The organism is Rhodococcus sp. BP-160 (assembly GCF_019836205.1).
Taxonomy (GTDB): domain Bacteria; phylum Actinomycetota; class Actinomycetes; order Mycobacteriales; family Mycobacteriaceae; genus Rhodococcoides.
This window is the reverse complement of sequence record NZ_JABUEK010000001.1, coordinates 44,471-68,786: the sequence shown is the minus strand read 5'-3', so window position 1 is coordinate 68,786 and position 24,316 is coordinate 44,471. Positions and strand designations below refer to the sequence as shown.

The 24,316-nt window shown below is 68.0% G+C and carries 26 protein-coding genes and 1 tRNA gene; 15 read left to right on the top strand and 12 right to left on the bottom strand.

All coding sequences use genetic code 11. From position 1 onward, the window contains the following. Window positions 1–3 precede the first annotated feature (3 nt). The gene (locus tag HQ306_RS00310; RefSeq protein ID WP_222627041.1) at window positions 4–510 is read right to left on the bottom strand and encodes a MarR family winged helix-turn-helix transcriptional regulator; all 507 of its coding nucleotides are present in this window, start codon (window positions 508–510) and stop codon (window positions 4–6) included. 140 nt (window positions 511–650) lie between these two features. On the opposite strand from HQ306_RS00310, the gene HQ306_RS00305 reads away from it, so the two are divergent. The 9 genes from HQ306_RS00305 (at window position 651) to HQ306_RS00265 (ending at window position 10,093) form a co-directional block, all read left to right on the top strand. Then, entirely contained in the window at window positions 651–2,192 is a 1,542-nt protein-coding gene (locus HQ306_RS00305) for an anthranilate synthase component I (protein WP_261769628.1), read from the top strand. Further along, window positions 2,189–2,848, top strand: a complete 660-nt coding sequence (locus HQ306_RS00300; protein WP_222627037.1) for a TIGR02234 family membrane protein — start codon at window positions 2,189–2,191, stop codon at window positions 2,846–2,848. The genes HQ306_RS00305 and HQ306_RS00300 overlap by 4 nt, the downstream gene beginning before the upstream one ends. A gap of 114 nt (window positions 2,849–2,962) precedes the next feature. Further along, entirely contained in the window at window positions 2,963–3,772 is an 810-nt protein-coding gene (trpC, locus tag HQ306_RS00295) for an indole-3-glycerol phosphate synthase TrpC (RefSeq protein ID WP_027506784.1), read from the top strand. A 55-nt stretch (window positions 3,773–3,827) separates the two neighbouring features. After that, complete coding sequence (gene trpB / locus HQ306_RS00290; protein ID WP_027506783.1) at window positions 3,828–5,087, top strand: tryptophan synthase subunit beta; 1,260 nt, start codon at window positions 3,828–3,830, stop codon at window positions 5,085–5,087. A 20-nt stretch (window positions 5,088–5,107) separates the two neighbouring features. Beyond that, on the top strand, window positions 5,108–5,911 hold the full coding sequence (gene trpA / locus HQ306_RS00285; protein WP_056448083.1) for a tryptophan synthase subunit alpha: 804 nt from the start codon (window positions 5,108–5,110) through the stop codon (window positions 5,909–5,911). Further along, window positions 5,911–6,921: a prolipoprotein diacylglyceryl transferase gene (lgt, locus tag HQ306_RS00280; protein ID WP_222628471.1), complete on the top strand. Its 1,011-nt coding sequence runs from the start codon at window positions 5,911–5,913 to the stop codon at window positions 6,919–6,921. Before trpA ends, lgt begins: the two co-directional genes overlap by 1 nt. Beyond that, the gene (locus HQ306_RS00275; RefSeq protein WP_222627035.1) at window positions 6,899–7,639 is read left to right on the top strand and encodes a TM2 domain-containing protein; all 741 of its coding nucleotides are present in this window, start codon (window positions 6,899–6,901) and stop codon (window positions 7,637–7,639) included. Before lgt ends, HQ306_RS00275 begins: the two co-directional genes overlap by 23 nt. Window positions 7,640–7,738: 99 nt before the next feature. Continuing rightward, a complete protein-coding gene (gene pyk / locus HQ306_RS00270) occupies window positions 7,739–9,157 on the top strand; it encodes a pyruvate kinase (protein WP_027506780.1) in 1,419 nt (472 codons plus the stop codon). Between the two features lie 60 nt (window positions 9,158–9,217). Beyond that, window positions 9,218–10,093 carry an acyl-CoA thioesterase II gene (locus HQ306_RS00265; RefSeq protein WP_027506779.1) on the top strand — a complete coding sequence of 292 codons (876 nt, stop codon included), beginning with the start codon at window positions 9,218–9,220 and terminating at the stop codon, window positions 10,091–10,093. Here the strand turns inward: HQ306_RS00265 and HQ306_RS00260 are convergent. After that, window positions 10,068–10,316 (bottom strand): helix-turn-helix transcriptional regulator, encoded by a 249-nt coding sequence (locus tag HQ306_RS00260; RefSeq protein ID WP_027506778.1) that lies wholly within the window; start codon window positions 10,314–10,316, stop codon window positions 10,068–10,070. The genes HQ306_RS00265 and HQ306_RS00260 overlap by 26 nt on opposite strands. A 128-nt stretch (window positions 10,317–10,444) precedes the next feature. Between HQ306_RS00260 and HQ306_RS00255 the strand changes: the two genes are divergently transcribed. Next, the gene (locus HQ306_RS00255; RefSeq protein ID WP_082544652.1) at window positions 10,445–10,810 is read left to right on the top strand and encodes a helix-turn-helix transcriptional regulator; all 366 of its coding nucleotides are present in this window, start codon (window positions 10,445–10,447) and stop codon (window positions 10,808–10,810) included. A 9-nt stretch (window positions 10,811–10,819) separates the two neighbouring features. On the opposite strand, the gene HQ306_RS00250 is transcribed toward HQ306_RS00255, so the two are convergent. Genes HQ306_RS00250 through HQ306_RS00240 form a run of 3 tightly spaced genes read right to left on the bottom strand, consistent with a single transcriptional unit; the run spans window position 10,820 to window position 12,428 of the window. After that, window positions 10,820–11,479 carry a YoaK family protein gene (locus HQ306_RS00250; RefSeq protein WP_056447941.1) on the bottom strand — a complete coding sequence of 220 codons (660 nt, stop codon included), beginning with the start codon at window positions 11,477–11,479 and terminating at the stop codon, window positions 10,820–10,822. Continuing rightward, window positions 11,476–11,973, bottom strand: a complete 498-nt coding sequence (locus HQ306_RS00245) for a DNA-deoxyinosine glycosylase (RefSeq protein ID WP_222627033.1) — start codon at window positions 11,971–11,973, stop codon at window positions 11,476–11,478. Before HQ306_RS00245 ends, HQ306_RS00250 begins: the two co-directional genes overlap by 4 nt. Then, window positions 11,970–12,428 carry an anthrone oxygenase family protein gene (locus HQ306_RS00240; protein ID WP_308115500.1) on the bottom strand — a complete coding sequence of 153 codons (459 nt, stop codon included), beginning with the start codon at window positions 12,426–12,428 and terminating at the stop codon, window positions 11,970–11,972. Before HQ306_RS00240 ends, HQ306_RS00245 begins: the two co-directional genes overlap by 4 nt. Before the next feature lie 72 nt (window positions 12,429–12,500). On the opposite strand from HQ306_RS00240, the gene HQ306_RS00235 reads away from it, so the two are divergent. After that, the gene (locus HQ306_RS00235; protein ID WP_027506774.1) at window positions 12,501–12,878 is read left to right on the top strand and encodes a hypothetical protein; all 378 of its coding nucleotides are present in this window, start codon (window positions 12,501–12,503) and stop codon (window positions 12,876–12,878) included. A 21-nt stretch (window positions 12,879–12,899) separates the two neighbouring features. Here the strand turns inward: HQ306_RS00235 and HQ306_RS00230 are convergent. Then, window positions 12,900–12,976: transfer RNA gene (locus tag HQ306_RS00230), tRNA-Leu, on the bottom strand. 149 nt (window positions 12,977–13,125) lie between these two features. Between HQ306_RS00230 and HQ306_RS00225 the strand changes: the two genes are divergently transcribed. Both HQ306_RS00225 and HQ306_RS00220 read left to right on the top strand, forming a co-directional pair. Beyond that, the gene (locus tag HQ306_RS00225; protein WP_027506773.1) at window positions 13,126–13,731 is read left to right on the top strand and encodes an ANTAR domain-containing response regulator; all 606 of its coding nucleotides are present in this window, start codon (window positions 13,126–13,128) and stop codon (window positions 13,729–13,731) included. Window positions 13,732–13,920: 189 nt separating this feature from the next. Beyond that, window positions 13,921–15,258, top strand: coding sequence for an ABC transporter substrate-binding protein (locus HQ306_RS00220; RefSeq protein ID WP_027506772.1), 1,338 nt, complete (start codon window positions 13,921–13,923; stop codon window positions 15,256–15,258). A gap of 212 nt (window positions 15,259–15,470) precedes the next feature. Here HQ306_RS00220 and HQ306_RS00215 read toward each other — a convergent pair whose 3' ends face one another. Genes HQ306_RS00215 through HQ306_RS00200 form a run of 4 tightly spaced genes read right to left on the bottom strand, consistent with a single transcriptional unit; the run spans window position 15,471 to window position 19,672 of the window. After that, complete coding sequence (locus HQ306_RS00215) at window positions 15,471–16,295, bottom strand: ABC transporter ATP-binding protein (RefSeq protein WP_027506771.1); 825 nt, start codon at window positions 16,293–16,295, stop codon at window positions 15,471–15,473. Continuing rightward, window positions 16,292–17,305 (bottom strand): ABC transporter ATP-binding protein, encoded by a 1,014-nt coding sequence (locus tag HQ306_RS00210; RefSeq protein ID WP_222627031.1) that lies wholly within the window; start codon window positions 17,303–17,305, stop codon window positions 16,292–16,294. The genes HQ306_RS00215 and HQ306_RS00210 overlap by 4 nt, the downstream gene beginning before the upstream one ends. After that, window positions 17,295–18,287 carry a branched-chain amino acid ABC transporter permease gene (locus tag HQ306_RS00205; protein ID WP_027506769.1) on the bottom strand — a complete coding sequence of 331 codons (993 nt, stop codon included), beginning with the start codon at window positions 18,285–18,287 and terminating at the stop codon, window positions 17,295–17,297. Before HQ306_RS00205 ends, HQ306_RS00210 begins: the two co-directional genes overlap by 11 nt. A 2-nt stretch (window positions 18,288–18,289) precedes the next feature. Further along, window positions 18,290–19,672: a branched-chain amino acid ABC transporter permease gene (locus HQ306_RS00200; protein WP_027506768.1), complete on the bottom strand. Its 1,383-nt coding sequence runs from the start codon at window positions 19,670–19,672 to the stop codon at window positions 18,290–18,292. Between the two features lie 215 nt (window positions 19,673–19,887). On the opposite strand from HQ306_RS00200, the gene polA reads away from it, so the two are divergent. Next, window positions 19,888–22,551, top strand: coding sequence for a DNA polymerase I (gene polA, locus HQ306_RS00195; protein ID WP_222628453.1), 2,664 nt, complete (start codon window positions 19,888–19,890; stop codon window positions 22,549–22,551). Window positions 22,552–22,632: 81 nt separating this feature from the next. Here the strand turns inward: polA and trxA are convergent, their stop codons facing one another. Both trxA and HQ306_RS00185 read right to left on the bottom strand, forming a co-directional pair. Further along, complete coding sequence (gene trxA / locus HQ306_RS00190; RefSeq protein WP_027506766.1) at window positions 22,633–23,004, bottom strand: thioredoxin; 372 nt, start codon at window positions 23,002–23,004, stop codon at window positions 22,633–22,635. 103 nt (window positions 23,005–23,107) lie between these two features. Continuing rightward, window positions 23,108–24,106, bottom strand: a complete 999-nt coding sequence (locus HQ306_RS00185) for a GlxA family transcriptional regulator (RefSeq protein ID WP_027506765.1) — start codon at window positions 24,104–24,106, stop codon at window positions 23,108–23,110. 83 nt (window positions 24,107–24,189) lie between these two features. Between HQ306_RS00185 and HQ306_RS21955 the strand changes: the two genes are divergently transcribed. After that, entirely contained in the window at window positions 24,190–24,315 is a 126-nt protein-coding gene (locus HQ306_RS21955) for a hypothetical protein (RefSeq protein WP_261769712.1), read from the top strand. The last annotated feature ends 1 nt before the right edge of the window (window position 24,316 follow it).

Genomic DNA, 24,316 nt, shown 5'->3' with positions numbered 1-24,316 from the left:
CGGTCAGCCACCGCCGTCGCGGGCGATGCCGGCGTCGAGGTTGGTGACCATGACCTCGGCGAGCGCTCGCATCGTCTCGACCTGCTCGTCGTCCAGCCCGTCGAACACGAGTGACCGCACCGTGGAGACGTGGCCGGGAGCCGTGGCGACCACCTTCGCGTACCCCTCGTCCGTGAGAACGGCGTGGGAGCCGCGGCCGCCGCTGATGCTCTCCCGCCGGGCCCATCCGGCGCGCTCGAGCTTGGTCATCACGTGCGACAGCCGGGACAGCGACGCGTTGGCGAAGTCCGCGAGGTCACGTAGGCGCAGCCGACGATCCGGAGCCTCGGACAGCGTCGCCATCACGAAGTAGTCGAAGTGCGTCAGTCCGGAGTCGCGCTGCAACTGGGTGTCCAGCGCGGCGGGCAACCGGGTCACGAAGGCGACCAGCACGCGCCAGGCGTCCTGCTGTGCCGGTGTGAGCCAGCGCATCTCGTCCGGGTGCGTCTCGGACGGCGGTGTCGCGGTCATCGGGTGCGCGTTCCTCTCCTCGTGCCGGATCACGACCGACCAGTTCGGTTTCCGACTCGTCGAGTGTCCCACCGCCCGTGCGACCACCGCGTTCGGCACCTCCCGAACCCGGCGGGACGGCACCCGGGAAGATGACACCCATGGATTCGCAGAAGGACCCGGCACCCGGAACCACCACCCGGGAGCAGTTCCGCCAACTGGCCGCCGTCCATCGCGTGGTCCCCGTCGTCCGCAAGGTCCTCGCGGACTCCGAGACTCCGCTGTCGGCGTACCGCAAGCTCGCCGGTGACCGGCCCGGCACGTTCCTGCTCGAATCAGCCGAGAACGGGCGGTCGTGGTCCCGGTGGTCGTTCATCGGTGCGGGCAGCCCCAGTGCGCTCACGGTTGTGGACGGCGAGGCCGCGTGGATGGGGGAGACGCCGGCGGGTGCCCCGTCGGGTGGCCATCCGCTGGACGCACTCGGAGCCACCATCGAGCTGCTCCGCTCCGAACGGTTGCCGGACCTGCCCCCGCTCACCGGTGGGATGGTGGGGTATCTCGGCTACGACGCGGTGCGCCACATCGAGCGACTGCCCGACCTCACCGAGGACGATCTGCAGATCCCCGAGATGGTGATGCTCCTCGCGACCGATCTGGCCGCGGTGGACCACCACGAGGGTGCGATCACCCTCATCGCCAACGCGGTGAACTGGAACGGCACCGACGAGCGGGTCGACGAGGCGTACGACGACGCGGTGGCACGGCTCGACCGCATGACCCTCGCACTGTCGTCCGCCGCGGAGTCCACGGTGGCGTCGTTCTCGCGACCCGAGCCGCAGTTCCGGCGCCAGCGGACCTCCGAGGGGTTCGGCGCCGACGTGCACCGCCTGGTCGAGGAGATCGAGGCGGGCGAGGCGTTCCAGGTGGTGCTGTCCCAGCGTTTCGAGATGGAGACCACCGCGACGCCGCTCGACGTCTATCGCATGCTCCGACGCTCCAATCCCAGCCCGTACATGTACCTGATGCACGTCCCCGGCGCGGACGGCGAGACCGCGTTCTCGATCGTCGGGTCGAGCCCCGAGTCCCTCGTGACGGTCGCCGACGGTGTCGCGACGACGCACCCGATCGCCGGGACCCGGTGGCGCGGCGCCACCGAGGAGGACGACCTCTTGCTCGAGAAGGACCTCCTCGTGGACGAGAAGGAGAACTCCGAGCACCTCATGCTGGTGGACCTCGGACGCAACGATCTCGGGCGGGTCTGCGAGCCGGGCACGGTCAAGGTCACCGAGTACCGCCACGTCGAGCGCTACAGCCACGTCATGCACCTGGTGTCGACGGTGACGGGTCGGCTCGACGAGGGCAGGCACGCACTCGACGCCGTCCGCGCCTGCTTCCCGGCGGGCACGCTGTCGGGCGCTCCCAAGGTGCGGGCGATGGAGCTCATCGAGGAACTCGAACCGACCCGCCGCGGCGTCTACGGCGGCATCGTCGGATACCTCGACTTCGACGGGGACGCCGACACGGCGATCTGCATCCGCTCCGCCCTCATCAAGAACGGCACCGCGTACGTCCAGGCGGGTGCCGGCGTGGTGGCCGACTCGGTCGCCGAGTACGAGGACACCGAGGCGCGCAACAAGGCGATGGCGGTGCTCAGCGCGGTGGCCGCAGCGGAGACGGTGATCACCGTCGGAGGCGCCGAGTGAAACGCGGGGGCGTCGGTCTCGCCGCGCTGCTCCTGGCTCTCGCGGCGCTGGCGCTGTGGGCGTCGTCGCGCATGACCTGGGTCCGGGTCGTCAGCTCGGACGGGCTGGGGGAGCAGCAGACGTCCTCGCTCGTCGGGGGTACGTGGGCCGCGGCGACCACGCCGTTGGCCATCGCGGCCATCGCTGCGGTGGCGGCTCTGTTCGCGATCCGCGGACGGTGGACGGTGCTGCTCGCGGTGCTCGTCGCGCTCGTCGGTGTCGGAGCCGCCGTTCCCGCGGTGCAGTTGATCGTCTCGGGCGTGGATCCGGAGCGCGCCGGCGCGCTGGCGGAACTCCCCGGTCGTGCCGAGGTCCTCTCCGCGGAGGCGAGCCGCGCGCCCGCCGCACTCGCGCTCCTGGGCGGTCTGCTCGCGCTGGCCGCCGCCGTCGTGGTCGCGCGCACGTCCCGCTCCAAGGCCGGCCTGTCGGCTCGGTACGACAGTCCCGCGGTGCGCCGTGAGCGCGCCGAACAGGACGTTCGGTCTGCTGCAGTGGACGCCGACGAGGAACCGAGCGAGCGGGCCATCTGGGACGCACTGGACTCCGGCGCCGACCCGACCGTGACCGACGACGCCACCGGTGTCGACGACCGACCCCGCGGCGGTGAGACCCGCTAGTCGGTGGTGTTACTCCGGCCTCTACTCTGAGCGCACCGGATGAGCAGCGCCACACATCCACTGCGATGTCGAGCAGACATTCACCACTCTGGCGGAAGGACGCGGGGGACACCGATGACCGTTCTCGATTCGATCCTCGACGGTGTACGGGCCGACACGCAGGCCCGTGAATCCGTGGTGGACTTCGCCTCCGTCAAGAAGGCCGCCGCCGCCGCGCGGCCGGCTCTCGACGCCGCCGCCGCGCTCATCGAGCCGGGCATCGCCGTCATCGCAGAGGTCAAGCGCGCCAGCCCTTCCAAGGGTGCGCTGGCCGACATTCCGGACCCCGCCGTGCTCGCGGGTGCCTACGAGTCGGGCGGAGCGCGCGTCATCAGCGTGCTCACCGAGGAGCGCCGCTTCCGCGGATCGCTGGACGATCTCGACGCCGTGCGTCGCGCCGTCGAGATCCCCGTGCTGCGCAAGGACTTCATCGTCGGGCCGTACCAGATCCACGAGGCTCGCGCCCACGGCGCCGACATGATCCTGCTGATCGTCGCGGCTCTGGAGCAGGACGCCCTCGCGTCCCTGCTCGACCGCACCGAGTCGCTCGGCATGACCCCGCTGGTCGAGGTGCACACCGAGGAGGAAGCGGACCGCGCGCTCGAGGCCGGCGCCAAGGTCATCGGCGTCAACGCCCGCAACCTCAAGACGCTCGACGTCGACCCGGACACCTTCTCCCGCATCGCGCCCGGCCTGCCGTCGGACATCATCCGGGTCGCCGAGTCCGGCGTCCGCGGCACCGCCGATCTCCTGGCCTACGCCGGAGCGGGTGCCGACGCGGTTCTCGTCGGTGAGGGACTGGTCACCAGCGGCGACCCGCGGTCCGCGGTGCGTGACCTGGTCGCGGCCGGAACGCACCCCTCGTGCCCGAAGCCTGCGCGCTGATTTCAGGCTCCACCCGGCTCGTCGTCCCGGTGTGTCATCGGGCAGACTCGACACCGTGACTACCAGCTATCTTCCGAACTCGAGCGACGGCATCACCGATCGCACCGATCACGACCCCGACCTCGGCGGACACTTCGGTAAGTACGGCGGCCGCTACGTGCCCGAGGCGCTCATGGGCGTCATCGAGGAAGTCACCACCGAGTACGCCAAGGCGCGCGGAGATCGAGACTTCCTCGACGAGCTCGATCGTCTGCAGCGCGACTACACCGGTCGCCCGTCGCCGATCTTCGAGGCGGCGAATCTGTCGAAGCAGGCCGGTGGGGCCCGCATCTTCCTCAAGCGCGAGGACCTCAACCACACCGGTTCGCACAAGATCAACAACGTGCTGGGCCAGGTGCTGCTCGCCAAGCGGATGGGCAAGACCCGCGTCATCGCCGAGACCGGCGCCGGCCAGCACGGCGTCGCCACGGCCACGGCCTGTGCGCTGCTCGGCCTCGAGTGCCTCGTCTACATGGGCGAGGTGGACACCGAGCGTCAGGCCCTCAACGTCGCCCGGATGAAGCTCCTCGGTTCCGACGTCGTCGCGGTGACGTCCGGCTCGCGCACACTCAAGGACGCCATCAACGAGGCGCTGCGCGACTGGGTGACCAACGCGGACGAGACCTACTACTGCTTCGGCACCGTCGCCGGACCGCACCCGTTCCCCATGATGGTCCGCGATTTCCAGCGCATCATCGGCATGGAGGCACGCGCGCAGATGCTGCACGATCACGGCCGGCTTCCCGACGCCATCGCCGCGTGCGTCGGCGGCGGGTCGAACGCCATCGGCATCTTCCACGCCTTCATCGACGACGCGGACGTCCGGCTGATCGGGTACGAGGCAGCCGGCGACGGCATCGAGACGGGTCGCCACGCCGCGACCATCGGTGCGGGCTCGCCCGGCGCCCTCCACGGCGCCTTCTCGTACCTTCTGCAGGACGAGGACGGTCAGACCATCGACTCGCACTCCATCTCCGCCGGGCTCGACTACCCGGGCGTCGGACCGGAGCACTCGTACCTCAACGACATCGGGCGAGCCGAGTACCGACCCATCACCGACACGGAGGCCATGGAGGCCTTCACTCTGCTGTGCAAGACCGAGGGCATCATCCCGGCGATCGAGTCCGCGCACGCCATCGCGGGTGCCGTGAAGCTCGGCCGTGAACTCGGTGACGGCGCCATGATCCTGGTCAACCTCTCCGGTCGCGGAGACAAGGACGTCGACACCGCCGCGAAGTGGTTCGGCATCCTGGACGAGAAGGGCAACGTGACGTGAGCACCCCCACCCCCATCCCGGTGCACTCCGGTCCGTCGCGGTTGGGCCCGGTCTTCGACCACACCCGCGGTGAGCACCGCGCCGCCCTCGTCGGCTACCTGCCCGCCGGGTTCCCGACGGTGCCCGAGTCGATCGACGCCGTGCGCGCGCTCGTCGACAGCGGCTGCGACATCATCGAGGTCGGCGTCCCGTACTCCGATCCCGTCATGGACGGCCCCACCATCGCGGCCGCCGCAGGGCGCGCCCTGGCCAACGGCGCCCGCGTCCGCGACGTCTTCACCGTGGTCGAGGCCATCGCCGACGCCGGTGGCAAGGCCGTCGTCATGACGTACTGGAACCCGGTCATGAAGTACGGCGTGACCGAGTTCGCCGCGAATCTCGCGTCGGCGGGCGGCCTCGGCATGATCACGCCGGACCTGATCCCCGACGAGGCCGGCGACTGGCTCGGCGCCTCCGAGGAGCACGGGCTCGATCGCATCTTCCTCGTCGCACCGTCGTCGACGGAGGAGCGTCTCTCGCGCACCGTGCAGTCGAGCAGCGGTTTCGTCTACGCCGCGTCGACCATGGGCGTGACGGGTGCCCGCGATGCGGTGTCCTCTGCCGCGCCCGCACTGGTGTCCCGCATCCGCGTGCACTCCGACATCCCCATCGGCATCGGCCTCGGGGTGCGTTCCGGTGCCCAGGCCGCGGAGATCGCCGCGTACGCCGACGCCGTCATCGTCGGATCCGCGCTCGTCTCCGCCGTCGACCAGGGTGTCGGCGCCGTCTCCGCGCTCACCGCAGAACTCGCCGAGGGCGTGCGGTCGGCGAAGGCCGCGTCGTGATGCTCGCGGCGAACACCGCCGTGCTCGCCTACATCCCCAGTCCGCCGCAGGGCGTCTGGTACGTCGGGCCGCTCGCACTGCGGGCGTACGCCTTCTTCATCATCGTCGGCATCGTCGTCGCGATCGTGTGGGGTGACCGCCGCTGGGTCGCCCGCGGCGGCGACAAGGGAACCGTCCTCGACGTCGCCGTGTGGGCCGTGCCGTTCGGACTCATCGGCGGTCGGCTCTACCACGTCATCACCGACGCGCCGACGTACTTCGGCGAGGGTGGCAATCCGATCGACGCCCTCAAGATATGGCAGGGCGGTCTCGGCATCTGGGGCGCCGTCTTCCTGGGTGGTGTCGGCGCGTGGATCGCCTGCAGGCGACGCGGGATACCGCTCCCGGCCTTCGGCGACGCCGTCGCGCCGGGCATCCTCCTCGCGCAGGCCATCGGCCGCATCGGCAACTACTTCAACCAGGAGCTCTACGGACGCGACACCACCCTGCCGTGGGGCCTCGAGATCTACGAACGCGTCGACGCCAACGGTCGGGTCGACTCCCTCGCCGGCGTCTCCACCGGAATCGTCGAGCGGGTCGTGCATCCGACGTTCCTGTACGAACTGTTGTGGAACGTCGTCGTCGTCGTGCTCCTGGTGCTGGTCGACCGTCGCTTCCGCCTCGGACACGGCCGCATCTTCGCCCTGTACGTCGCGGGCTACTGCGCCGGACGCTTCGTCATCGAGCTGATGCGCAGCGACTTCGCGACGCTGATCGGCGGCATCCGCGTCAACTCGTTCACCTCCGGCATCGTCTTCCTGCTCGCGCTGGCGTACGTCGTCCTCGCGCCCAAGGGTCGTGAGGAACCGGCCACGCTGCGCACCCGGACCGACGAGGTCGAGCCTGACGGCGAGGTGACGGACGAGGCGGACGCCGATGCTCCGGCGAAGGACGAGGACCGATCCACCAGCGAGGTGACCACCCCGACGACGAGTGAGGACGAGGGACGTGACCGATCCGGACAAGCCTGACCTGACGAAGAAGTCGACCGGCTCGGACCCCGTGGGGTCCGACGACGTCACCGGGAGCACTCCCGGTCCGGGGTGGAACACCAACGCCAGTTTCGGCGAGGGTCCGGGTTCCGGCGCCTACCCGTCCTACCCGTCGCCGGGGACGTACCCCGAACCGTCGGCCGGTGACACGGCTGCCTTCGGCTACCCGGTCGGCGAGTACGGCTCCTGGAATCGTGAGCCCGAGTCGACGGACTGGTCCGCACGGCCGGCCGCGGACACCCCGTACGCCCAGCCCCAGTACGGTCAGCCCCAGTACGCCCAGCCGCAGTACGCCCAGCCGCAGTACGGGCAGCCCCAGTACGGTCAGCAGCCGCAGTACGGGCAGCCACCGTTCGCGGGCGGCCACGGCGTCGATCCGATGGCGCCGTTCGGTCGAGACATGGGGACGGGTGAACCGTTCGGCGACAAGTCGAAGGTGACGGCAGGTGTTCTCCAGTTGGCCCCGCTGCTCTTCGGTCTGCCGCTCGGCATCGGCCGGTTCTACATCGGCTCGACGGTGCTCGGCGTCGCGCAGCTCGTGTCGTTCATCGTGAGCGTCCTGCTGACCGTGACGATCATCGGCGCGTTGATCGGTATCCCGCTCTACGCGGCCGTCTGGCTGTGGTGCCTCGTCGACGGCATCGTGATGCTCGTGAGCAAGGTCCGCGACGGGAACGGCCGACTTCTCAAACCCTGAACGACCTCCCGGTTAACTACTGGCCAGTAGCCCAATTGTCAGGACATAGAGCGGCGTCGTCGATAGGAATCGGGTCCGGCGGGGACTAGGCTTGCGCCCGTGACCCGACGGACGAAGATCGTATGCACCCTGGGACCGGCGACTGCCACCGACGAGAGAATCAAGGAACTCGTCGAGAGCGGAATGGATGTGGCTCGGCTGAATTTCAGCCACGGCGACTACCCCGACCACGAGGCGAACTACAAGCGGGTGCGTGCGGCGTCGAACGCCACCGGGAAGGCCGTGGGCATCCTCGCCGACCTGCAGGGTCCGAAGATCCGGCTGGGCCGGTTCAAGGAGGGCAAGACCACCTGGGCCAACGGTGAGCTGATCCGCATCACGGTCGAGGAGTGCGAGGGCACCCACGATCGGGTCTCCACCACCTACAAGGAACTCGCGCAGGACGCCAAGGAAGGCGATCGCCTCCTCGTCGACGACGGCAAGGTCGGTCTGGTCGTCACCGGTGTCGAGGGCAACGACGTCCTCTGCCGCGTGACCGAGGGCGGCCCCGTCAGCAACAACAAGGGCGTGTCCCTCCCCGGCATGGACGTGTCGGTTCCCGCCATGTCGGACAAGGACACCGAGGATCTCGAGTTCGCTCTGGCCCTGGGAGTCGACTTCATCGCACTGTCGTTCGTGCGGTCGCCGGCCGACGTCGAGCTGGTGCACGCGATCATGGACCGAGTGGGCCGCCGGGTCCCCGTCATCGCCAAGATCGAGAAGCCGGAAGCGGTCGACAACCTCGAGGCCATCGTCCTCGCTTTCGATGCGGTGATGGTCGCGCGTGGTGACCTCGGGGTCGAGCTCCCACTCGAGCAGGTGCCGCTGGTGCAGAAGCGCGCCATCCAGATCGCGCGCGCCAACGCCAAGCCCGTCATCGTCGCCACGCAGATGCTCGAGTCGATGATCGAGAACTCGCGTCCCACCCGCGCGGAGGCGTCCGACGTCGCGAACGCGGTGCTCGACGGCACCGACGCCGTCATGCTGTCCGGCGAGACCTCCGTCGGCAAGTTCGTCATGGAGACGGTGCGCACGATGGCACGCATCGTGGAGACCGTCGAGATGGAGGGCGACGCGGTTCCAGCGCTCACCCATACTCCGCGCACCAAGCGCGGCGTCATCTCCTACGCGGCTCGCGACATCGGAGAGCGGCTCGACGCACGCGCTCTCGTCGCCTTCACGCAGTCCGGTGATACCGTGCGGCGCATGGCGCGTCTGCATTCGCGGCTGCCGCTGCTGGCCTTCACGTCCATCCCCGAGGTGCGCAGTCAGCTCGCTCTGACCTGGGGCACCGAGACGTTCCTGGTGCCGTTCGTCGACACCACCGACGGCATGGTGCGTGAGGTCGACAAGTCGTTGCTCGAGCTCGACCGTTATCACCGCGGCGACCAGGTCGTGATCGTCGCCGGTGCGCCTCCCGGCACTGTAGGCTCCACCAACTTGATCCACGTGCACCGAATCGGAGAAGAGGACCGGTAAGTGACCAAACTGGGGGGAACGGTCGACAGACCGGAATCGGCGCGTCGGGGGGACGCGCCGATCGCCACGGCGGGGCGCTCACGCGACCTCGACGTGTTGCTGGACATCCTCGACCTCACGGAGGTCGACGAGAACACCTACGTCGGCCGCCACCCGGCAGAGGTCGGGAGCAGAACGTTCGGCGGACAGCTGGTCGCCCAGGCGCTGGTCGCGGCCGGCCGCACCGTCAGCGGGGCGAGGCCGATCCACGCCATCAACGCACACTTCATTCGCGGCGGAGATGTCAAGCGAGACATCACTTTCCGCGTGGAACGTCATCGTGACGGCCGCGCCTTCGCCAACCGTCAGGTGACGGCCTACCAGGGTGACGAGGAGCTGTTCGTCATGCTCGCCGCCTACCAGGACTCGCGCGGCGGCCTCGAGCACAGCGTCGAGTGGCCCGAGGTGGAGTACCCGGAATCGCTGCCGCCGCTGGGCAACCACTTCGACGGGTACGAGGACCGTCTGAAGATGTTCGTGGACGCGCTGAAGCCGATCGACATGCGGTACGCCAATGATCCGGCCTGGATCATGAAGGGCACCGGAGAACGGTCGAACCACAACAGGGTATGGATGAAGTCCGACGGACCGTTGCCCGACGATCCCGCTCTGCACGTCGCCACGATGGGATACGCGTCGGACACGACGGTGCTCGACTCGATCATCACCACACACGGTCTGTCCTGGGGTTTCGACCGCATCGTGGCCGCGACGGTGAACCATTCCATCTGGTTCCATCGTCCGTTCCGCTTCGACGAGTGGATGCTCTACGCCACCGAGTCGCCGGTCGCCGCGGGGTCCCGCGGACTGGCCACCGGCCGATTCTTCTCGCGCGGAGGAGAATTGGTGGCGACCGTGGTGCAGGAAGGGCTCATCCGCCATTTCCCGGCACGATGACGCGGTCGTCGGTCACCACGAAGACGTCGTCGAAGCGGTCGGTCCCGAACTCCGAGAGCAGGCCGGCGATGAATTTCGTTCCGGGCGCGCACTTCCCGCTGAGAATGCGGGAGACCGTGGCCGGGTCGACCCCGATGCGTTCGGCCAGTTGCCCGTCGGTCGTGATGTGAGCGAAGCGCCGTAGTCGTTCCAGCCCGTCGCGGTCCAGCTCGAGATTCGCCATCGATTCCCCCCGGTGATCGATCGTGTCGCGCTCGTTGCGCGCACGAGACGAAAGGTACACATGCACTGGCGGGCGGGCAATCGACACACTGCGCGTGAACTTGCGTCCGTGTCAGTAGTGTTCGCGCCATGGATCAGACGTCCGGGGTGGGGGAGACGTGGTGGGAGTATCTGAACCGCGTCACAGACAGAGCATCACAAGTGGAGATCGCGCGGGCTGCAGGGGTGGACCCCGCGTCGGTCTCGAGATGGAAACTGGGGAAGAACACGCCGAGTGCGGATCGCGTGATCGCGGTCGCACGGCACTTCGGTCGGAATCCGGTGGAGGCGCTCGTCGTCGCGCGCTACCTCGAGCCTCGAGAAGTCGACGCGTCGATCGAGTTGGCCGCCAGCGCCGCCGCGCTGACGGACGACGAGTTGATCACGGCCGTCCGACGTCGACTCGAGCTCGCGCGGGGCATGGTCGCATCGGGGTCACCGGTGAGCCACGACTGACCGGGGTGTTCAGGGCGTGCGCTCGTCGATGACGAAGATCGCGAGCGTCGCCGCCAACACCGCGGCCGGTATCCACGCGGCGCGGACGCCGACTGACCCGGTCGCGGCGGCGCCGGCGAGTGCGCCGAGGACGAACACGGCGATCACGGCGCTGTAGACACCGAACGCCCGTCGGCCGGCGGAGTCGCGGTCGACGATCGCAGCGAAGCCGGCCTCGGTCACGCGCATCAGATTTCCGGTCATCGCGATCGCGATGTAGTTGAGATCGCCGATGTTCCGGAACAGGGCGATCTGCAGCGCGGCGATGAAAGAGATCGGCACGGTGACCAGCGCATTCGGCACCGTTGCGGGTACGAAGCCCACCACGGCGAGGATGGCTGCCTGCGCCGCGATGGACCACCGGATCGGCCGGTGCACTCGGCGTTCGGCGCGTCCCGTCTTGATGACGTTGGCGATCGAGACACCGACCACGAACGCGAGGATCGGCCAGAGGTGTTGGGCCGCGTCCCGCCAGTGCGTCCGCGACACCTCGATCGCCAGGAAGATGACGTTGCCCGTCTGCGCGTTGGCGAAGACGCCGCCTCGGCTGACGTAGGTGTAGGCATCGAGGAACCCGCTCGCGGCGGTGACGAGGAGCGCGAAGCGCAGACTCGAGGCCGTCGCGGTCACCGGTCGTCCCTCGCGACGATGCGCCAGGCGTCGACCTTCGCCGCCGTGCTCAGGGCGGCATGGGCAGGGCTGGTGGACGGCAGACGGAACGTCTCGACGGGCCGGGACAGCGCCACGTGGCGAGCGAACAGCCGCGCCGCCGCGGCGCCGTTGAACACGATGCAGTCCAGGGTGGGGTGGGCCGTGAGCAGCGCGTCGATGTCGTTCGGCACCACCGTGTCGCTCTCGATGGCCGAGTCGAGACTGCCCTCGCGAGTGCACAGTTCGAGAACGTCCCACACCGCGACGCCCGCGGCCGTGAGTGCGCGCACGCGCTCCGCGTAACCGGCATCCCCGGGTAGGTGGAAGAGATGAGTCATGATGGGCCAGAACGCATTCCGCGGATGGGCGTAGTACTGCTCGGCCGTCAGCGACGCGACCCCCGGCATGGAACCGAGCACCAGCGTGTGAGGCGAGTCGCCGACGAGCGGGGCGAAGCCGTGCACCACCGTCATGCTGCGACACCGGCGACGACGAACAGCACCGACGCACCCAGTCCTGCGATCACGCGGACGTGGTTCCACCGGGTCCACCGAGTGAGGTACTCGGGCCACACGTCCTCCGCGGCAGCGAGCCGATCGTTGAGCGGCACGTTGACGGCGACGGTCACGCCGAGGCAGCCCGCGACGTAGAGCGCCGCCGCCGCTGCGACGAGAACGGCGGGTGTGCCAGGCTCGAGGAACGCGGTGACGGCGGCGAGGACCGATGCCGCCGCGGTACCGAACAGCAGGACCATGAAGACGGGAGCGACGATGACCACGTTCACGCGCGTCATCACCGCCGTGGCGGCGGACGCGGGCTGTACGCCCAGCGCCGGCATCACGGCGATGGAGAAGGCCAGCAGGACGCCGGCCACCGCAGCGGAACCGACACCCGCCGCGACGACGGCGGCGGAGAGCAGAACGGACACGACGGAGCCTTTCGATGATGCGGCGGTTCTGTCGTCCCATCAGATCACGGTGCCCACCGCCGGGGTCGTCCGATGATCGTCACGAGTGCCTTCTTCGCCGACTACGCGCGCCAGTCGGACCAGAAGCTCGACGTGCTCGGCGGCATCTGGGACTGGTGTGTGCTCCCGTCCCTCGCGCAGCCCGTCGAGGCCTACCTGGTGGTCCTGCTGCAGCGTGGCCCCGACGACGTGTCGGGTGAGCGGGTACGGGTGGAGATCACGGACGGCGAGGACGAGCCTCTGCACGTGTTCGAACTGCCCGTCGCCGGTCACCTCGAGGGGGAGCAGCAGGCTGTGGCGTTCCCGATCTCCTTCGCATGCCGACGGGTGGGGCGCCACGTGCTGCGCCTGACGACGGGGGCGGCCGATCCGGGATTCGCGCTCTCGCTGGACGTTCGATCGATGGCCTGAGCGGCTGCGGGGGAGATGTCCTGGTGCCCTCGGTGAGACTCGAACTCACACTGCACGGGTTTTGAATCCGTTTCCTCTGCCAATTGGGATACGAGGGCGAACCGCTCGCGGGGCGAGCTGGTGCGGTCACCGAGTGTAGAAGATCGGTGCCGGATGCGGTGCACCGGTACCCTGACGACGGCCCGGGCGCAGCGTCGAGAACGGCGCCGCCGCGGGGGAGCAGTGCATCGAGGGAGGGCGAGTCAGCGTGAACACACCGGCACCGTCGCAGCCACGTCGTGTGGTGGTCGCGGAGGACGAGTCACTCATTCGGCTGGACCTCGTGGAGATGTTGCGCGAGGAGGGGTACGACGTCGTCGGCGAGGCCGCGGACGGTCAGGAAGCGGTGGACCTCGTCCGCGCCCTGGTTCCGGATCTGGTGATCATGGACGTGAAGATGCCGCGTCGAGACGGTATCGACGCGGCCTCCGAGATCGCCGCGGCTCGGTTGGCTCCGGTCGTGATCCTTACGGCCTTCAGCCAGCGCGAACTCGTCGAGAGGGCCCGCGACGCCGGCGCCATGGCGTATCTGGTGAAGCCCTTCACGAAGGCGGACCTGGTGCCCGCCGTGGAACTGGCCGCCAGCCGGTTCACCGAGATCTCCGCGCTGGAGACCGAGATCGCGGATCTCCACGACCGCCTCGACACGCGCAAACTCATCGAGCGCGCCAAGGGTCTGCTGATGACGTCCCAGTCGCTCTCCGAGCCGGAGGCCTTCACGTGGATCCAGCGGGCCGCGATGGACCGCCGCACCACCATGAAAGCGGTCGCCTCCGTCGTCATCGAGACGCTCGGAGACGCCCCCGTCGCGTGACACCGAGTGCCGTGATCCGGCCTCGAAGACTGTGCCAGGCTACGGCTGCGTTAAAACTGGCTGCGTAGACGTCACAGTAAGGTCACAGGGCTTGTTCCACGGGTCGCGAACCGTCGGGGAGCGATAGGTTCTCCTTCACGAGCGTCACGGTATCGGGTGCGTGACGCACATATTTCTAGGAGACGACAGATGGCAAGACGAACCATCGTTCGGACGGCTGCGGTGGTGAGCGTCGCTTCGCTCGCCCTGTTCGGCTGTTCCTCGAGCGACGATTCGAGTTCCGGCAGCGAAACCAGCGCTGCCGGCGGCTCTTCCGCAGCTGCGGAGGCCACCGTGGACACCGACTGCACACCCGAGCAGGCAACTGCCGGCGCGACGCCGGTGACCACTCCGCTCAAGCTCGGCACACTGCTTCCCGAGACCGGTAGCCTCGCCTTCCTCGGCCCGCCCGAGGTCGCCGGCGTGCAGCTCGCCGTCAACGACGTCAACGGCGCCGGTGGCGTTCTCGACCAGCCGATGGAGCTCATCCCCGGCGACTCGGGCGACACCACCACGGACACCGCGAACAGCACCGTCGACCGCGAGCTCGCGGCCGGCGTCAGTGTCATCCTGGGTGCAGCGTCGTCCTCGGTGTCCCTCAAGGTCATCGACAAGATCGCCAGCGCCGGCGTCGTGCAGATCTCGCCGGCCAACACCTCCGACCAGTTCGTCTGCTACGCGGACAAGGGCCAGTACTTCCGCACGGCACCGACCGATGTGCTTCAGGCACAGGCGCTCTCGCAGCTCATCGCCGAGGACGGCGGCCAGCGCGTCTCCATCCTCGCGCTCAACGACCCGTACGGTACGGGCCTGGCGAGCAACACTGTCACCAACCTCGAGGACGCCGGCATCGCGTCCGACCAGATCCAGAAGATCATCTACGACCCCAACGCGCAGTCGTTCAACGCCGAGGTGGACCAGGTGAAGAACTTCAACCCGGACGCCGTCGCCATCATCGGCTTCGAGGAGTCGGCGAAGATCATCACCCGTATGCACGAGATCGGCATCGGACCGTCGGACGGCACCGCCGTCTACGGCGTCGACGGCAACATGGGCAACGCCCTCGGCGAGTCGGTCGGACCCGGCCTGCTCGACACCATGCGTGGCACCACGCCGCTAACCGACGTGGGCGCCGGTTTCCAGGACCGTCTCAAGGCCGTCAACCCGGCTCTGGTCGACTTCAACTACGCCGGTGAGTCCTACGACGCCGTCGTGATCTCCGCCCTGGCCGCGGAGCAGGCGAAGTCCACCGCGGGTGTCGACATCGCGGCGAACATCAACTCCGTCACCAAGGACGGAACGAAGTGCACCACGTTCCAGGAGTGCCTGCCGCTGGTGAAGGCCGGAACCGACATCGACTACGACGGTGTCACCGGTGAGCTCGCGTTCACCGACGGCGGCGAGCCGTCCGTCGGCTCGTACGGCAAGCTGGTCTTCGGACCGGACAACAAGCTCACCACCGAGGACTACATCGTCGTCGGCGGCTGATCTGCAGTAGCCCGGAACGGGCCCGACTCCACTGGAGTCGGGCCCGTTCTGCTGTCGTGCTCGGGGCTCCCCGTCCGCGAGTACGTCGACAGTGTTGTGAATACGGCTCGTTGCACGGCACTTCGGACGTACTCGCCGAGGGTGAGGGGCCGCAGACAGCGAGAAGGGCGCCCCGAGCGAACTCGGAGCGCCCCTGTCGGTGTGCGCGGGTACTACTTCTTCTCTTTGCTCCCCGCCAACGTGCCGAGGTACAGCTCGATGACCTTGGGGTCGTTCATCAGGTTCGTGCCGGTGTCGGTGTACGCATTCTTGCCCTGATCCAGCACGTAGCCGCGGTCACAGATCTGAAGGCACCGGCGAGCATTCTGCTCCACCATGATGATGGAGACGCCTGCCGCGTTGATCTTCTTGCAGCGAATGAACACCTCGTCCTGGAACATGGGGGACAGGCCCGCCGACGGCTCGTCGAGCAGCAGCACGGACGGTTCCATCATCAGCGCGCGGCCCATGGCGACCATCTGCCGCTCGCCACCGGACAGTGCGCCCGCCTTGATCTTGCGACGCTCCGACAGCAGCGGGAAAAGCTCGCTCACGAAGTCGAACCGTTCCTGGAACTTCTTCGGCCGCAGGTAGATCCCCATCTCGAGGTTCTCCTCGATGGTGAGCGAGGGAAACACGTTCTGGGTCTGCGGAACGTAACCGACGCCCTTCGTCACGAGCACGTGTGCCTCGGCGGAGGTGATGGTGTCGCCGCGCAGCGTGACGGATCCGCTGCGGATCGGGATGAGACCGAAGAGTGCCTTGAGCAACGTCGACTTGCCGGCACCGTTGGGGCCGATGATGCCGACGATCTCGCCGTCGTTCAGATAGAAGTTGCAGTCCTTCAGGATGTTCACGCCGGGGATGTATCCGGCCACCAGGTCGTCGGCACGCACGAGCGCGTCGGTGGCCAGGCGGCGGTGTTCGTCCGGTGTCGCCGCGAATTCTGCTGCGGTGAGCCCGGTTCCCCCGGATGTGGTCGCTCCGGATTCGGTCATGTCATGGTCCTCTTGTCCGTCCCGATCTCGGGTTCGGCCTCGGAGAGATCTCCGCCCGACTCGAGTGTCTCGACCTCGGCCTGCTCGAGCGCCTCGGCCAGTTCTGCCGTGGCGCCCACAGGATTTCCGTCGGCGTCGAACTCGAGCGCCTGATCGTGGTGGCTTCCCAGGTACGCGTCGACGACGGCCTCGTTGTCCGCCAACTGCGCGGGCGCGGACTCGGCGATGACGCTGCCCTGAGCCATGACCACGACCCAGTCACTGATGTCGCGGATCACGTCCATGTCGTGCTCGACGAAGACGACGGTCATGCCGTCGTCGCGCAGCGACTTGATGTGGCCCAGAAGGCTCTGCGTCAGTGCGGGATTGACGCCGGCCATGGGCTCGTCGAGCATGACGACGGCGGGATCGGTCATGAGCGCTCGCGCCATCTCGAGCAGCTTGCGCTGTCCGCCGGAGAGGGATCCCGCGAGGTCCTCGGACTTCGCGTCGAGTTTGAATCGCGCGAGCAGTTCCCGCGCACGCTCGGTCACCTCCCGCTCCTGCGCCTTCCACGTCCACGGCATGAGCGTGTTGAAGATCCGCTCACCCTTCTGTCCCGTGGCACCGAGCCGGACGTTGTCCAGCACGGTCAGCTTCGACAGTGCCTTCGTCAGCTGGAATGTCCGCACCACACCGTGGCGCGCCACCTGGTGCGGCGTCATCCTGCCCAGCGACTTGCCGTCCATCGACCAGGACCCGGTGTCCGGCTGGTCGAACCCGGTGAGCAGGTTGAACAAGGTCGTCTTGCCGGCGCCGTTCGGGCCGATCAGGCCGGTGATGCAGCCACGCTGGATCTCGAGGTGTGCCACGTCGACGGCCTTGAGGCCACCGAAGGTCCGGGACACGCCGTCGACCACCATGGTCGGGTCGGGCTTGGCGACGCCGGGGGTGTTCGCGACGTCGGCGAACAACGCCGCGCGCACCTCGGCGCTGAGCGGCTTGCGTGCCGCGATGGTGTTACTTGGCATCGAGCTGTACCTCCCGCTTGTTGCCCAGCAGTCCCTGCGGGCGGAAGATCATCAGCACCGCGATGAGGATGCCGAGGAGGACGAATCGTGTGGCGCCGACCTGCTGTTCGGTCATCGGAATGAGCGGGTCGTCGCCGGCGGCGGCCTGACGCAGCAGCACGTCGGGGATCGACAGGAAGAACCAGAAGAGCATGGCTCCGACGACCGGACCGAAGACCGTGGCCGCACCGCCGAGGATCAGTGCGCCGAAGGCGAAGAAGGTCTGCGCCGTCGAGTAGAAGTCGGGGTTGATCGACTTGGTCTGCAGAGCGTTGAACACGCCGCCCATACCGCCGATGACGCCACCGAGGACGAGGGCCTGCATCTTGTATACGAAGACGTTCTTACCCAGCGAGCGGGCGGCGTCCTCGTCCTCGCGCACCGCCTTGAGGACGCGTCCCCAGGGGCTGTGCGTGAGCAGGTACACGAGTCCGCACAGGATCAGCACCAGTGACCATCCGACCACCATCGCCCACAGGTCGTCGCCGTAGAACTTCACGCCGACGAACGAGTACTGCTTGCCCGAGTCGAACGGGCTGAGGTTGGTGAACGGATCGGCGAAACCGAAGAGGCCGTTGGTCGATCCGGTGACACCGTTCGACGCGGTGGACCGGAAGACCAGTCGCAGGATCTCCGACGCCGCGATGGTGACGATGGCGAGATAGTCCGCCCGCAGGCGCAGGGTGGGGATACCGAGCACGAGCGCGAGGAGACCGGCTGCCGCGAGTCCGACGAGGATGCCGAGCCACAGCGGCTGTTCGTACGTGATGGTCATGATGCCGACGCCGTATCCGCCCAGCAGGGCGAAGCCGATCTGACCGAAGTTGAGTAGTCCTGCGTAGCCGAAGTGCAGGTTCAGTCCGATGGCGAGAAGTGCGTAGAAGATCGCGGAGGGCCCGACGAGCTGGGCCAGCGATACCTGGATTGCTCCGATGATGTCCATGGTCAGCCGATCCTTTGCCGCGAGCCCAGGATGCCTTGCGGCCGGACGATGAGGATGACGATCAAGACGAGCAATCCTCCGATGTATTTGAGGTCGGGGTTGATCACGAGCGTCGACCACTGCACCAGCAGACCGACGATGACACAGCCGAGCAGGGCGCCGTACGCCGTACCGAGGCCACCGAGGGTGATGCCGGCGAACATGAGCAGGAGGAGCTTGAAGCCCATCTCCCACTGGACGCGTCCGCCGAGCTCGGAGAGCCCGAACAGCACGCCGCCCAGAGCGGCGAGACCGCCGCCCATGCACCAGACGAAGGTCACGACGCGCTCGACGTTGATGCCGGACGACGCGGCGAGATCGCGGTTGTCGGCGACGGCGCGCATGGCCTTGCCGATACGGGTCTTCTGCAGCATGAGCGCGACGAGCACGAGCACCACGACGCTGATGACGATGCAGGCGAGGTTGACGTCGGTGATGGCGAACGGCCCCCACTCACGCTGCACCTGCGCCTGGTAGTCCTTGTACGGCTCGGCGCGGTCGGAGAAGAAGATGAGGATCAGGTACCGCAGGGCGATCGCGAGACCGATCGAGACGACGAGTTGGCCGATGAGGCCCGTCTTGCGTCTGCGCAGCGGTCTCCAGAGTCCGGCGTTGTTCGCCCAGCCGACCGCCACACCGACGATCACCGCCAGGACGGTCGCCGGGATCAGCTGGATCCCGAGCTTCTGGTTGAAGACCCATGCCGCGACGGCGCCGAGCGTGACCAACTCGCCGTGGGCGAAGTTGGTGAGCCCGGTGGTGCCGAAGATGAGGCTCAGACCGATCGCGGCGAGCGCGATGACCAGTCCGAAGCGCAGCCCGTCGATGGTGGTGCGCAGAAACTTCTCGTAGAACGGGACGACCGTGGCGCTGCGTTCCTCACCGAAACTGAAGATGACGGTGTTGGCGCGACCTGCCTCCACGGTGCGTTCGACGTCGCCCTGCACGGAGACACCGTCGGGCAGGGTCTCGGGGTCGACGCGGAACGTGTAACTGCCGGGTGAGACCGGAAGTGTCCATCGCCCACCGGTTTCCGACGTGGTGCGAGCCACCTCGGACTCTCCGGAGTCGAGGGCCACGACGTCGACGCCGACGAGGCGTTCACCGGCGTTGTTCAGGCTGCCGCTGACGTTCACCGCGTCGGCGGGTGGAGCGGAGTCGGACTCGGAGCCGCTCGCGGGTGGGGAGCTCGAGCTCGGAGTGGGGGACGGAGTGGGTTCCTGGGCCAGGGCCGTTCCACCGAAGGTGGCTGCGGCGATGAGGCCGAGGAGTACGACGACGAGCGCGCGGACGAGGGCGGCGGTGGCCGTCGTTCGTCCGGGCCGTCGAGGACTCGAGGGGGGCACGGGGGTCCTCTCGGACGGTCGACTAACGCCGAGGAATCTCGGCTCTGCTTGCAATTGTCGGACTCTATCGGGCTCCGGGTATCGAGAACGGCCGCTTCGATTTCTTCGATGTTTCAGTCTTGTTTCGAAGCGGTCGACCGCCGACCACGCCCGTGTCGGTACGCCTCCCTAGACTGACCTGCGTGAGTCCAGTAACCGAGTCCTCGCCCCTCCTGATGCTGATCGACGGTCACTCGGTGGCGTACCGCGCCTTCTACGCCCTGCCCGCCGAGAACTTCAAGACCACCAGCGGGCAGACCACCAACGCGGTGTACGGGTTCACCTCCATGCTCATCAATCTGCTGCGGGACGAGTCGCCCACGCACGTCGGCGCGGCCTTCGACGTCTCTCGTCAGACCTTCCGGGCGGACAAGTTCCCGGAGTACAAGGCCAATCGCATCAAGACGCCCGACGAGTTCGCGGGCCAGATCGACATCACCAAGGACGTCCTCGGAGCACTGGGCATCCCGGTGATGGCCGAGCCGGGCTTCGAGGCGGACGACATCATCGCCACCCTCACCACGCAGGCGGTCGCGGCGGGGTACCGGGTGCTGGTGGTCACCGGCGACCGGGACTCGCTGCAGTTGGTCAACGACCAGGTGACCGTCCTCTACCCGCGCAAGGGCGTCTCCGACCTGACGCGGTTCACGCCGGCGGAGGTCGAGAGCAAGTACGGACTCACCCCGGCCCAGTACCCGGACTTCGCGGCCCTGCGCGGAGACCCCAGCGACAATCTTCCCGGCATCCCGGGGGTGGGGGAGAAGACCGCCACCAAGTGGATCCGGGAGTACGGCAGCCTCGAGGACCTGGTCGACAAGGTCGACACCGTGCGCGGCAAGGTCGGCGACGCGCTGCGCGCCAATCTCTCCAGCGTCGTCCTCAATCGTCAACTCACCGAGATGGTGCGCGACGTCCCTCTGCCGTACACACCGGATCAGCTGCAGCTGGCGCCGTGGGACCGCGAGCGCGTGCACGCGCTGTTCGACGATCTCGAGTTCCGTGTGTTGCGCGATCGGCTCTTCGCCACCCTCTCGTCGACCGAGCCGGAGGCGGAGGAGGGCTTCGAGGTGCGGGGCCGCGCGCTCGAACCGGGCGAGCTCGCCGAGTGGCTCGAGGCGCACACGCAGGACGGTGTCCGCACCGGGCTCTCCGTCGTGGGGACGCGGTCCCCGTTCGACGGTGACGCGTCGGCCGTCGCGTTCGCGTCGGCGGACGGGGAGGGTGCCTACGTCGAGACCATCGGGCTCACCGCCGAGGACGAGCAGGCGCTCGCGGCCTGGTTCGCGGACGAGTCGCGGCCCAAGGCTCTCCACGAGGCCAAGTGGGCGTTGCATGCGCTGCGCGGTCGCGGATGGCCCGTCGCGGGGCTGACCAGCGACACCGCACTCGCGGCCTACCTGGTCCGCCCGGGGCAGCGGAGCTTCGCGCTCGACGACCTGTCGCTGCGGTACCTCAAGCGCGAGTTGCGCATCGAGGACGCCGGCGACGCCCAGCTGTCCCTGCTCGACAGCGAGGACGAGACGCAGGCAGCGGTGGCCGAGGGGGAGATCCTGCGAGCGCAGGCGGTGCTGGATCTCGCGGACGCGCTGGACCGTGAGCTCGACGAGATCGAGTCCGCGCCGCTGCTCTCGGACATGGAGCTGCCGCTGCTCGGCGTGCTCGCCACCGTCGAGAACACCGGTATCGCGATCGATCTCGATCATCTGCACGACCTGCAGAGCCAGTTCGCCGGGGAGGTGAGCGTCGCCGCCGAGGCGGCCTACGCGGTGATCGGCAAGCAGATCAACCTCGGGTCACCCAAGCAGTTGCAGGTGGTCCTGTTCGACGAGCTCGACATGCCCAAGACCAAGCGCACCAAGACCGGCTACACCACCGATGCCGAAGCGCTGCAGTCGATGTTCGAGAAGACCGAGCATCCCTTCCTCCGGCACCTACTCGATCACCGGGACGCCACGCGGCTCAAGGTGACGGTCGACGGTCTGCTCAAGTCGGTCAGCGACGACGGGCGCATCCACACCACGTTCAACCAGACCATCGCCGCGACGGGTCGGCTGTCCTCCACCGAGCCCAACCTGCAGAACATTCCGGTCAAGACGTCCGCGGGCCGTCGCATCAGGGAGGGCTTCGTCGTCGGCGAGGGTTACGACTCGCTGATGACGGCGGACTACAGCCAGATCGAGATGCGGATCATGGCGCACGTCTCCAAGGACGAGGGGCTCATCGAGGCCTTCAACACCGGCGAGGATCTGCACAGCTTCGTCGGGTCGCGCGCTTTCGGGGTGCCCATCGACGAGGTGACGCCGGAGTTGCGCCGCCGGGTCAAGGCGATGTCGTACGGACTGGCGTACGGGCTCAGTGCCTACGGCCTCTCCCAGCAGCTCAAGATCTCCACCGAGGAGGCCAAGGAGCAGATGGAGGCGTACTTCTCCCGGTTCGGTGGGGTGCGCGACTATCTGCACGAGGTCGTGGAGGCGGCGCGCAAGGTCGGCTACACCTCGACTCTCTACGGACGTCGCCGCTACCTGCCGGATCTGACGAGCGACAATCGTCAGCGCCGCGAGGTCGCCGAGCGCGCGGCCCTCAACGCCCCCATCCAGGGCACCGCGGCCGACATCATCAAGGTCGCGATGATCGACGTCCAGCTCGGACTGGTCGAAACCGGGCTCACCTCGCGGATGCTCCTCCAGGTGCACGACGAACTGGTGCTCGAGGTCGTCGAGTCCGAACGCGCCGAGGTCGAGGCGTTGGTCCGAGACAAGATGGCGCACGCCATCGAGCTGTCGGTGCCGCTCGACGTCTCCGTGGGAACGGGTCGCACCTGGGACGACGCCGCACACTGAGGCGACCACACGACGACGACGGCGGGCGACGGAATCTCTTCCGTCGCCCGCCGTCGTGGTGCGGGTGTCAGCCCGCGGTGGTCACTCGGCCGCGGCCTGCTGCTCCGCGATCTGCTTGCGGACGTCGTCCATGTCCAGGCCCTTGATCTGGCCGACCAGGTCCTCGAGCGCCGCCTGCGGAAGTGCGCCGGGTTGCGCGAAGACGAGGACGCCCTCGCGGAACGCCATGAGCGTGGGGATCGAGCGGATGTTCGCGGCGGCGGCGAGTCCCTGCTCCGCCTCGGTGTCGACCTTGCCGAACACGACGTCGGGGTGCTGCTCCGAGGACTTCTCGAACGTCGGGGCGAACTGCTTGCACGGTCCGCACCAGTCGGCCCAGAAGTCGACCAGAACGACGTCGTTACCGGTGACGGTCTCGTCGAAGTTCTGCTGGGTGAGGGTCTGCGTTGCCACGAGGATCCTTTCGTCGTGAGTGCCGACCCACCTCGTGTGGGCTCCGGCATGGTGTTCTGTTCACCGTCAACAGGCGGACCCGCGCCGTCATTCCCGAATTCGATCAGACCGAGACGGGCGCCGCCCGGAAGGTGCGCCGGTAGGACTGCGGTGTGGTGCGGCGTAGCCGCAGGAAGTGCTGGCGCAACACCGCCGCGGAACCGAATCCCACGGTGTCCGCGACGGCGTCCACCGACAGGTCACTGGACTCGAGGAGTCGCTGCGCCTCGAGAACGCGCTGATCGCTGATCCAGCGTGCCGGGGTCGTGCCCGTCTCCGCCTGGAATCGGCGAGCGAAGGTGCGGGGCGACATCGAGACGCGTGCTGCCAGGACGTCCACGGTGAGGTCCTCGCGCAGGTTCTCGGCGATCCAGTCGATGAGCGGGGCGAGGGTGTCCGAGTCGCAGGTGGGGACGGGCACCGCGACGTACTGGGCCTGGCCGCCGTCACGGTGCGGGGGCACCACCATGCGTCGTGCGATGCCGTTGGCCACCGCGGCGCCCTGTGTGGACCGCACGATGTGCAGGCACAGGTCGATGCCGGCAGCGGTTCCCGCGCTGGTGTAGACGTTGCCGTCCTGGACGTAGAGCACGTTCGAGTCGACCGTGGCGCCGGGAAAGCGCTCGGCCAGGCGCGCCGCATGGCGCCAGTGGGTCGTGCACCGACGTCCGTCCAGCAGTCCCGCCTCGCCGAGAACGAAGGCGCCGGTGCACAGGCTCGCGACGCGCGCGCCTCTCGCCACGGCAGCGCGCAACTTCTCGGCCAGCGGCTCGAGGTCGTGGCCGTCACCGGTGCCGCAGGCGAACGTGCCGTCCGGCGCCGTCGCGGTACCACCCGCGGACATGATGATCAGATCCGCGTCGTCGAGTCGATCGAGGTCGTACGGGACGTCGATGGAGTAGCCGAACCGAGTGCGGATCGGGTCGGGGACGGCCGCGATCAGCGAGAAGTCGTAGACCGGCAGTCCGTCGTCCGACCGGTCGAATCCGAAGACCTCGCACGCGACACCCAGTTCGAACGCCTCGGTCAACGGCAGGAGCGGGACGACCACCTTCGTCAGCATGTCGCCCAGTATGGCAGGAAAACGACGAAATATGTCATTACTGCCACTGTTGGTGGAATCCGCTGCGACGGAGTATTTCTCGCATGACCTTCTTCCTCGTTCTCGCGACAGTCCTGCTCCTCCTCACTGTCCTCGCCGCCCTCGCACTCGCGGATCGGACACCCGACACCCATGCCGAGGTGACCCGCCACGGCGACTACCGTTTCTGAT